The 6,211-nt window shown below is 60.6% G+C and carries 10 protein-coding genes; 9 read left to right on the top strand and 1 reads right to left on the bottom strand.

The genetic code is table 11. From position 1 onward, the window contains the following. Positions 1–62 precede the first annotated feature (62 nt). From lgt to CCD76_RS16570, 3 genes are read left to right on the top strand one after another with little or no spacing between them, the layout of a single operon-like run. Entirely contained in the window at positions 63–875 is an 813-nt protein-coding gene (gene lgt / locus CCD76_RS16560) for a prolipoprotein diacylglyceryl transferase (RefSeq protein ID WP_087720529.1), read from the top strand. Continuing rightward, positions 872–1,411, top strand: a complete 540-nt coding sequence (locus CCD76_RS16565; protein ID WP_087720530.1) for a protein-disulfide reductase DsbD N-terminal domain-containing protein — start codon at positions 872–874, stop codon at positions 1,409–1,411. The genes lgt and CCD76_RS16565 overlap by 4 nt, the downstream gene beginning before the upstream one ends. Further along, a complete protein-coding gene (locus CCD76_RS16570) occupies positions 1,412–2,143 on the top strand; it encodes a sulfite exporter TauE/SafE family protein (protein WP_087720531.1) in 732 nt (243 codons plus the stop codon). Here CCD76_RS16570 and CCD76_RS16575 read toward each other — a convergent pair. Then, a complete protein-coding gene (locus tag CCD76_RS16575) occupies positions 2,140–2,568 on the bottom strand; it encodes a MerR family transcriptional regulator (protein ID WP_087720532.1) in 429 nt (142 codons plus the stop codon). The two genes, CCD76_RS16570 and CCD76_RS16575, sit on opposite strands and share 4 nt — an antisense overlap. A gap of 257 nt (positions 2,569–2,825) precedes the next feature. On the opposite strand from CCD76_RS16575, the gene CCD76_RS16580 reads away from it, so the two are divergent. From CCD76_RS16580 to CCD76_RS16605, 6 genes are all read left to right on the top strand, one after another. Next, a complete protein-coding gene (locus tag CCD76_RS16580) occupies positions 2,826–3,080 on the top strand; it encodes a hypothetical protein (RefSeq protein ID WP_087720533.1) in 255 nt (84 codons plus the stop codon). Positions 3,081–3,155: 75 nt separating this feature from the next. Next, positions 3,156–3,851 carry an SCO family protein gene (locus CCD76_RS16585; RefSeq protein ID WP_256961344.1) on the top strand — a complete coding sequence of 232 codons (696 nt, stop codon included), beginning with the start codon at positions 3,156–3,158 and terminating at the stop codon, positions 3,849–3,851. An 88-nt stretch (positions 3,852–3,939) separates the two neighbouring features. After that, entirely contained in the window at positions 3,940–4,356 is a 417-nt protein-coding gene (locus CCD76_RS16590; protein WP_256961345.1) for a DUF411 domain-containing protein, read from the top strand. 15 nt (positions 4,357–4,371) lie between these two features. After that, positions 4,372–4,935: a TlpA family protein disulfide reductase gene (locus CCD76_RS16595; protein ID WP_087720536.1), complete on the top strand. Its 564-nt coding sequence runs from the start codon at positions 4,372–4,374 to the stop codon at positions 4,933–4,935. Further along, entirely contained in the window at positions 4,932–5,315 is a 384-nt protein-coding gene (locus CCD76_RS20085; protein ID WP_179208949.1) for a hypothetical protein, read from the top strand. Before CCD76_RS16595 ends, CCD76_RS20085 begins: the two co-directional genes overlap by 4 nt. 17 nt (positions 5,316–5,332) lie before the next feature. After that, complete coding sequence (locus CCD76_RS16605) at positions 5,333–6,076, top strand: cytochrome c biogenesis CcdA family protein (protein ID WP_179208950.1); 744 nt, start codon at positions 5,333–5,335, stop codon at positions 6,074–6,076. The last annotated feature ends 135 nt before the right edge of the window (positions 6,077–6,211 follow it).

The following is a 6,211-nucleotide window of genomic DNA, read 5'->3' on the forward strand; positions in this document are numbered from 1 at the left end:
TGCAGACCTATCGCAACTTAATCCGGCAACATCCATTGGCTGCCAGAACATAAGGAAGACTCATGCTGCAATATCCGCAGATCGATCCCGTGGCCATCTCCCTGGGGCCCGTGCAGATTCACTGGTATGGCCTGATGTATGTGGTCGGGCTGGCCGCCGCCTGGTGGCTAGGGCGTCGTCGAGCCCATCGCCTGGGTTTGAGTCACGATGATATCGGCGATCTGATTTTTTACGCTGCCGTGGGGATCATCTTGGGTGGCCGCCTGGGCTATGCGCTGTTCTATGGGCTCGACCAGTTGCTGGCCAACCCCTTGTGGCTCTTCAGGGTCTGGGACGGGGGCATGAGCTTCCATGGCGGCCTTGCCGGTGTGCTCATCGCCGCCCTGCTGTTTGCCCGCAAGCATCGCCTGGCTTTTTTCCAGCTGACCGATTTCATCGCCCCGCTGGTGCCGATCGGCCTGGGCGCCGGGCGCCTCGGCAACTTCATCAATCACGAGTTACCGGGACGTATCAGTGACGTTCCCTGGGCCATGGTCTTCCCCCCCATGATGGGGCTGGGGCCGGAGCCGCGGCACCCTTCAGCGCTTTATGAGTTCGCCCTGGAAGGCGTGGTGCTGTTTGCCGTGCTGTGGTGGCTGTCGCGCCGACCGCGCCAGCGGGGCCTCATCTCCGGGCTGTTCCTGGTGCTGTATGGCGCCTTCCGCTTCACCGTGGAGTTCGTGCGCCTGCCCGATCCTCACCTAGGGTTCGTCGCCTTCGGCTGGCTGACCATGGGGCAGCTGTTGACCCTGCCGATGCTCATCGCGGGGCTGGCTCTGGTTGTCTGGTCAATGCGTCAGCCAGTGGATAGGGCGAAAACGGCGGCGGCCTCATGAACACGGCCTTCACCTTTCTGCTGGTGCTGCTGTTCGTCGCCACACCGGTAGCGGCCCGTGGAGAGTTTCCCGCGGGCAGTGGCAAGAGCTCCCCCTTCGGTACCTCGGCTCAACGGGAATTCCTGGCGGCTAAAGAAGCCTTCCGGGCCAGCGCCTGGCGAGACGATAGGCGGCTCTACGTCGGTTTCGTCATTGCCGAGGACTATTACCTCCACCGCCATCGGTTTGCACTGGAAAGTCGCTCTCCGGGCGTCAGTTTCGGTGAGCTGGCAATTCCCCCCAGCGAACCCATGGTGCACGCGTCTCTGGGGGAAATCGAGGTGTTCTATGACCAGGTGGTATTCAGTGCGCCCATCGAGGCGAGCGACACCGCTGCCGAGCCGCTGGCCATCGCGGTGACCTTTCAGGGGTGTTCCGACCTGGGACTCTGCTATCCGCCCGAGCAGGTCGAGCTCGACGCGCTGTACGGTTCCCCTCCGGCAGCCTTTGATTCTCCCCCTGGTGATACTGGGGATAGCGAAGAAGGAGCGCCTTGAATGGATCCCACCGACCTGAGCCTGCCGCCGCTGGCGGCGGCCTTCGTCTTCGGCCTGCTCGGAGGGGCGCACTGCATCGGCATGTGTGGCGGCATCATGAGTGCCCTCACCTTTGCCGTGCCCCCCAGCATGCGGCAGCCGGGACGCCTGGCCGGCTTGTTGCTCAGCTACAATCTGGGTCGCATCATCAGTTACATGATCGCCGGCGCCCTGGTGGCGCTACTCGGCTCAGTGCTCAATCATGCCCTGGACGGCATCGCCCTGGTGCTGCGTATCCTGGCGGCGGTCATGCTGATTCTGATGGCGCTGTATATCGCCAACTGGTGGAAGGGGTTGCTGCGTGTCGAAGCCCTGGGTCGCTCGCTGTGGCGGCGTATCGAACCGCTTGGTCGAGGCTTGATGCCCGTCGTGAAGGTGCCCCAGGCCTTCGCGCTGGGCTCGATCTGGGGCTGGATGCCCTGCGGGCTGATCTATTCAATGCTGGCCTGGAGTCTGGCCGTGGCCGAGCCGCTACGCGCCGCGGCGATGATGGGGGCCTTCGGTCTCGGCACCCTCCCCGTCGTCCTGGCGACCGGTATGGCAGCCCGCCGCGTCTCGCTATGGATTCGCCATCCAGCGACCCGCACGCTGGCGGCGCTGCTGATCATAGCGTTTGCCGTCTGGCAACTCTGGCATCTGCACTCCATGACCGGCATGGACGATATGGCCAGCATGGCGCCGTCGCATCACTAATGGCAACCGCACGGGCCATCCGTAACGATAGCCGGTTGTGCCGATCCCAGCGATTCGATCAGTTGCTTCAGGCTAGGGGCCTCGGAACCATCATCGTGGTCGATGCTTTCCAGCCATCGCGCTATCGCCTGGAGTTCATGGATCCGCGAGCGAATGTATGGCCGTTGTTCAACCAGGGGAGCGTACGTATCGCTAAGCAGAGGGCTGCCTTGGTCCGCCCAGGTCAATATCTTCTTGATGTCTGGGAGACCGACTCCCAACGAGCGAAGGCAATCAATGAGACGCAGGCGACCCAGTGCCTCCTCGTCATAGAGTTGATAGCCGTTGCGCGGGTCCCGTTGCGGTCGTAACAACCCCTCACGGGTGTAGTGGCGTACCGTTTCCGCAGTGACCCCACCAGCCCGAGCCAGTTCAGTGACTCGCATTGCCTTTTCCTCACCTACTCATTTGCAGTCAGCCTACAACCGTGCGGCCGCCCAAAGGTCAAGGCCTGGTTATAGCGCTCAATGGGTGGCCGCCCGCATGACTCGGGGGCGCCAAAAAATAAGGGCTTGACCTTGAAGTGGGCTTCAAGGATACCTTTCCAGCAAGCAGCGCCGCTGCCGGGTAAAAATCAAAGCCAGGCCGTCCATCAGCCTTGCTGGTGGAAAGGTGATTCCCAGGAAGATAGAGGAGAAGTGTCATGCGGAAACGTCACACGGCGATCTTGACTGCCGCCATCATCGTCGCCAGCGGCTTCGGTGCCGGCTCGCTTCTTGCGCAGGAAGAGAATCAGCAGGCGCCAATGGAGGGCAAGGGCATGCAGGGCGACATGATGCAGGAGCGCGGCATGCACGACATGATGGGAATGATGAGTGAAATGAATACCATGATGAAAAACTGCAATGCCATGATGGAAAGCATGCAACAGGGTCATGAGGGCGATAGCAACGCCTGAAGTGGCATTGGCCGGGGCTGCTTCGCATAGGAGTGGCCTCCGCTAGGATTGGGTGACGCGGTGGGAGGACGGTACGTGAAAAAAGAGCTCTATACACCACTACTTGTCTTGGCATTGATGACCAGTTCTCCTTCCTTTTCCCATTCCCTCGAAGATGCCGAGGCAGAGCTGCAAGAGCGGGAACGCTACGCCCAATTCGTCGACCAGCCAGCGCCGGCATTTTCGTTGACCGATACAGACGGTAATACCGTGTCGTCTTCCGACCTGGAAGAAAGCGTCGTAGTGCTCAATTTCATCTACTCGCGCTGTCAGGAAGCCTGCCCGGTGCATATGAACCTGATTGCCGAGGTGCAGGAGCGAGTCAACGATACCGGCCTACGAGATGATGTTGAATTTATCACCATCGCTACCGACAGCGAGGATTTTTCCGGCACGCACAACAACATGCGGGCCTACGGTGAAAATTTCGATCTGGACCCCGCCAACTGGCGTTTTCTCTATCGGGCCGAAAATGAGCCTGCTGATACCACCCGCCAGGTCGCGGAGGCCTATGGCCTTCGATTCGATGATGTGGCCGAGGGCGTCCAGGCGCATGGCGTCGTGACTCATGTCATCGACCAAACAGGACGGATGCGGGCCCGCTTTCATGGGCTCAAATTCGATCCGGAGCACCTAGTTTTCTATGTAAAGGTGTTGGCAGAAGGACCAGAGGAATTATCCACCGGGGTGTGGGATCGTATTCGCCATACTGTCGTCAACACTTTCAATTGATGGCGCGAAAGTATAACCGGCCTCGCTGCCGACCGTTCTCGTGAACCTTATGGAGTCTCCGTATATGAAACACCTGAAGAAATTCACCATGGCTGCGCTGCTGGCCTTTCCCCTATCGGGACTGGGAGCCGAAACATCAGCAACCCTCTACAAGAACCCCAACTGTGGCTGCTGCGCCGAATACGCCAAGTATCTCGAACGAAGCGGGTTCGAGGTGGAGACAATCGATACTCACGATCTCGCGAAGATGAAAGCCGAGCACGATGTCTCCGAGGAACTGCAGGGTTGCCATACCACGCTCATCGACAATTACGTCTTCGAGGGCCACGTTCCCGTGGAAAGCGTCACCCAGGTACTCGAAGAGAAACCTTTCATCAAAGGCCTGAGCGTACCCGGCATGCCGCTTGGCTCACCGGGAATGTCGGGCGAGAAACAGGGTCCACTAGAGGTCTACACCCTGGCCTTTCAGCCGACCGATACCCCTGAAGTTTACGCCACCCACTGAAGGTGAGCCTTGGTCATGAGACAACTGATCAGAACCAGTTGGGTAGCGGTGGCATTGTGGGGAATGATCACCTCTTCGGCCGTCGCCGAACCACCCGAACGTGTGGGGCCGAATGGGTTTCTTCTCTGGGAAAGCCCACGCGAGGTGTCGGAAATCAGCTTCGAGGCTGGCGACGGTACCCCGCTGACGCTGACCACCTTTGGAGGAAAGCTGATCCTGCTCAACATCTGGGCGACCTGGTGTGGCCCTTGCCGCGAGGAGATGCCCACCCTGGATGCCCTCCAGGCTAAATTGGGTGGTACGGATTTCGAGGTCGTCGCGCTCTCGATAGACCGCAAGGGCATCGAAGTCGTCAACGAATTCTATCAGGAGGTGGGGATCGAGCATCTCGCTCCCTACGTCGATCCAACCGGCATGGCCAGCGCGAACCTGGGTGCCGTGGGTATTCCCACGACGCTTCTGCTCGACCGCCAGGGCAGAGAGATCGGACGCCTGGTCGGGGAGGCCGAGTGGGATACCCCTGAAATGATCAACTTTCTTGCCGAAACCATAGAAACCACCCAGGAGGACGCGCCATGAGTTGCTGTGACGACAAGCCCCAAAAGAGACAAGAGAAAGCCGGACTGAAAGGCCTGGTAACAGGCCCGCGCCGATGGATGCTGCTGGGCGCCGTGGCGGTGGCCGGTGGCCTTGCCATGGGCTGGGATCAGTTGGTCCTGCTCGGCCTCGCGCCTCTCCTGGTGAGCCTCTTGCCTTGTCTCGTCATGTGTGGACTGGGGCTTTGCATGATGAAATGCAAGCACAAGACAGGCAAATCAACTGACCCGAGTGAAGCCACCGACGCGCAAGCCGGGGTGGAAGCCTCCACAGCGGTACCCACGGAGACGGCATCCGCCAATCGTCTATCAGCGGATCACCAGGTGCCGTCCGAGCGGCCCATATCCAAGTTCCAAGCCTAGCCGCGGGATAAGCGAGGATGCTGGAGCTTGCCAATATCGGCCTGGCGACGGCCTTTCTGGCGGGCCTGATCTCGTTCGCTTCGCCCTGTGTCTTGCCGCTCGTGCCGGGCTATCTTTCCTTCGTCGCCGGGCGCTCGCTGGGGCAGATACGAGAAGCGGATCGACGGGAACGACTCCGGGTGTTGACCCAGTCGATCTGGTTCGTGCTCGGGTTCACCACGATATTCCTGATGCTGGGCGCCAGTGCCACGGCCATCGGGCGCCTGCTACTGATCTATCGCCAGGAGGCGAACCTGGTCGGCGGCCTCATCGTCATCCTGTTCGGTGCCTTCATGACCGGGCTCATTCCGCTGCATGGGTTACAGCGGGAATGGCGGTTGATCAACCGGCTCAAGGAAGCGGGCGGGGGGCCTGGTGCAGCCTACCTCCTGGGTGTGGCGTTCGCCTTCGGCTGGACCCCCTGCATCGGCCCGATCCTGGGCGCCATCCTGACTGTCAGCGCCTCGACGGCCAATGCCTCGAGCGGTATGGCGTTGCTCGGCATCTATTCGCTGGGCCTGGGGGTGCCCTTTCTGTTGACGGCGGTGTCGCTCGATCGCTTCCTGCACCACCAGCCATTCCTGCGCCGCTGGGGCCGAGCCATGCATCTGACGGCCGGGCTGATCATGATCCTGATGGGTATCCTGATGGTTACTGGCAAACTGTCCGAACTGTCCTATTGGTTATTGCGCACCTTCCCTGCGCTGGGCAGCATCGGCTAGCCGTTATTCGAGGAAATATTGCAATGAACAAGATCGCGAGTCGCTTCTGGCGTGCCCTGTCATTGACGAGCTGGGTCATGGCCAGCCTGAGCTTCGTCGGCACGGCCGGCGCCCCTCGTCGGCAAAGACCTGGCG

Source organism: Salinicola salarius, from assembly GCF_002179555.1.
In the GTDB taxonomy this organism is placed as follows: domain Bacteria; phylum Pseudomonadota; class Gammaproteobacteria; order Pseudomonadales; family Halomonadaceae; genus Salinicola; species Salinicola salarius_A.

What these genes read in the sequence shown, in the direction of transcription:
- CCD76_RS16570 (WP_087720531.1), top strand. Translation starts at nt 1,412, where the DNA reads ATGGATCCCACCGACCTGAGCCTGCCGCCGCTGGCGGCGGCCTTCGTC.
- CCD76_RS16565 (WP_087720530.1), top strand. Translation starts at nt 872, where the DNA reads ATGAACACGGCCTTCACCTTTCTGCTGGTGCTGCTGTTCGTCGCCACA.
- lgt (WP_087720529.1), top strand. Translation starts at nt 63, where the DNA reads ATGCTGCAATATCCGCAGATCGATCCCGTGGCCATCTCCCTGGGGCCC.
- CCD76_RS16575 (WP_087720532.1), bottom strand. Translation starts at nt 2,568, where the DNA reads ATGCGAGTCACTGAACTGGCTCGGGCTGGTGGGGTCACTGCGGAAACG.
- CCD76_RS20085 (WP_179208949.1), top strand. Translation starts at nt 4,932, where the DNA reads ATGAGTTGCTGTGACGACAAGCCCCAAAAGAGACAAGAGAAAGCCGGA.
- CCD76_RS16580 (WP_087720533.1), top strand. Translation starts at nt 2,826, where the DNA reads ATGCGGAAACGTCACACGGCGATCTTGACTGCCGCCATCATCGTCGCC.
- CCD76_RS16605 (WP_179208950.1), top strand. Translation starts at nt 5,333, where the DNA reads ATGCTGGAGCTTGCCAATATCGGCCTGGCGACGGCCTTTCTGGCGGGC.
- CCD76_RS16590 (WP_256961345.1), top strand. Translation starts at nt 3,940, where the DNA reads ATGGCTGCGCTGCTGGCCTTTCCCCTATCGGGACTGGGAGCCGAAACA.
- CCD76_RS16595 (WP_087720536.1), top strand. Translation starts at nt 4,372, where the DNA reads ATGAGACAACTGATCAGAACCAGTTGGGTAGCGGTGGCATTGTGGGGA.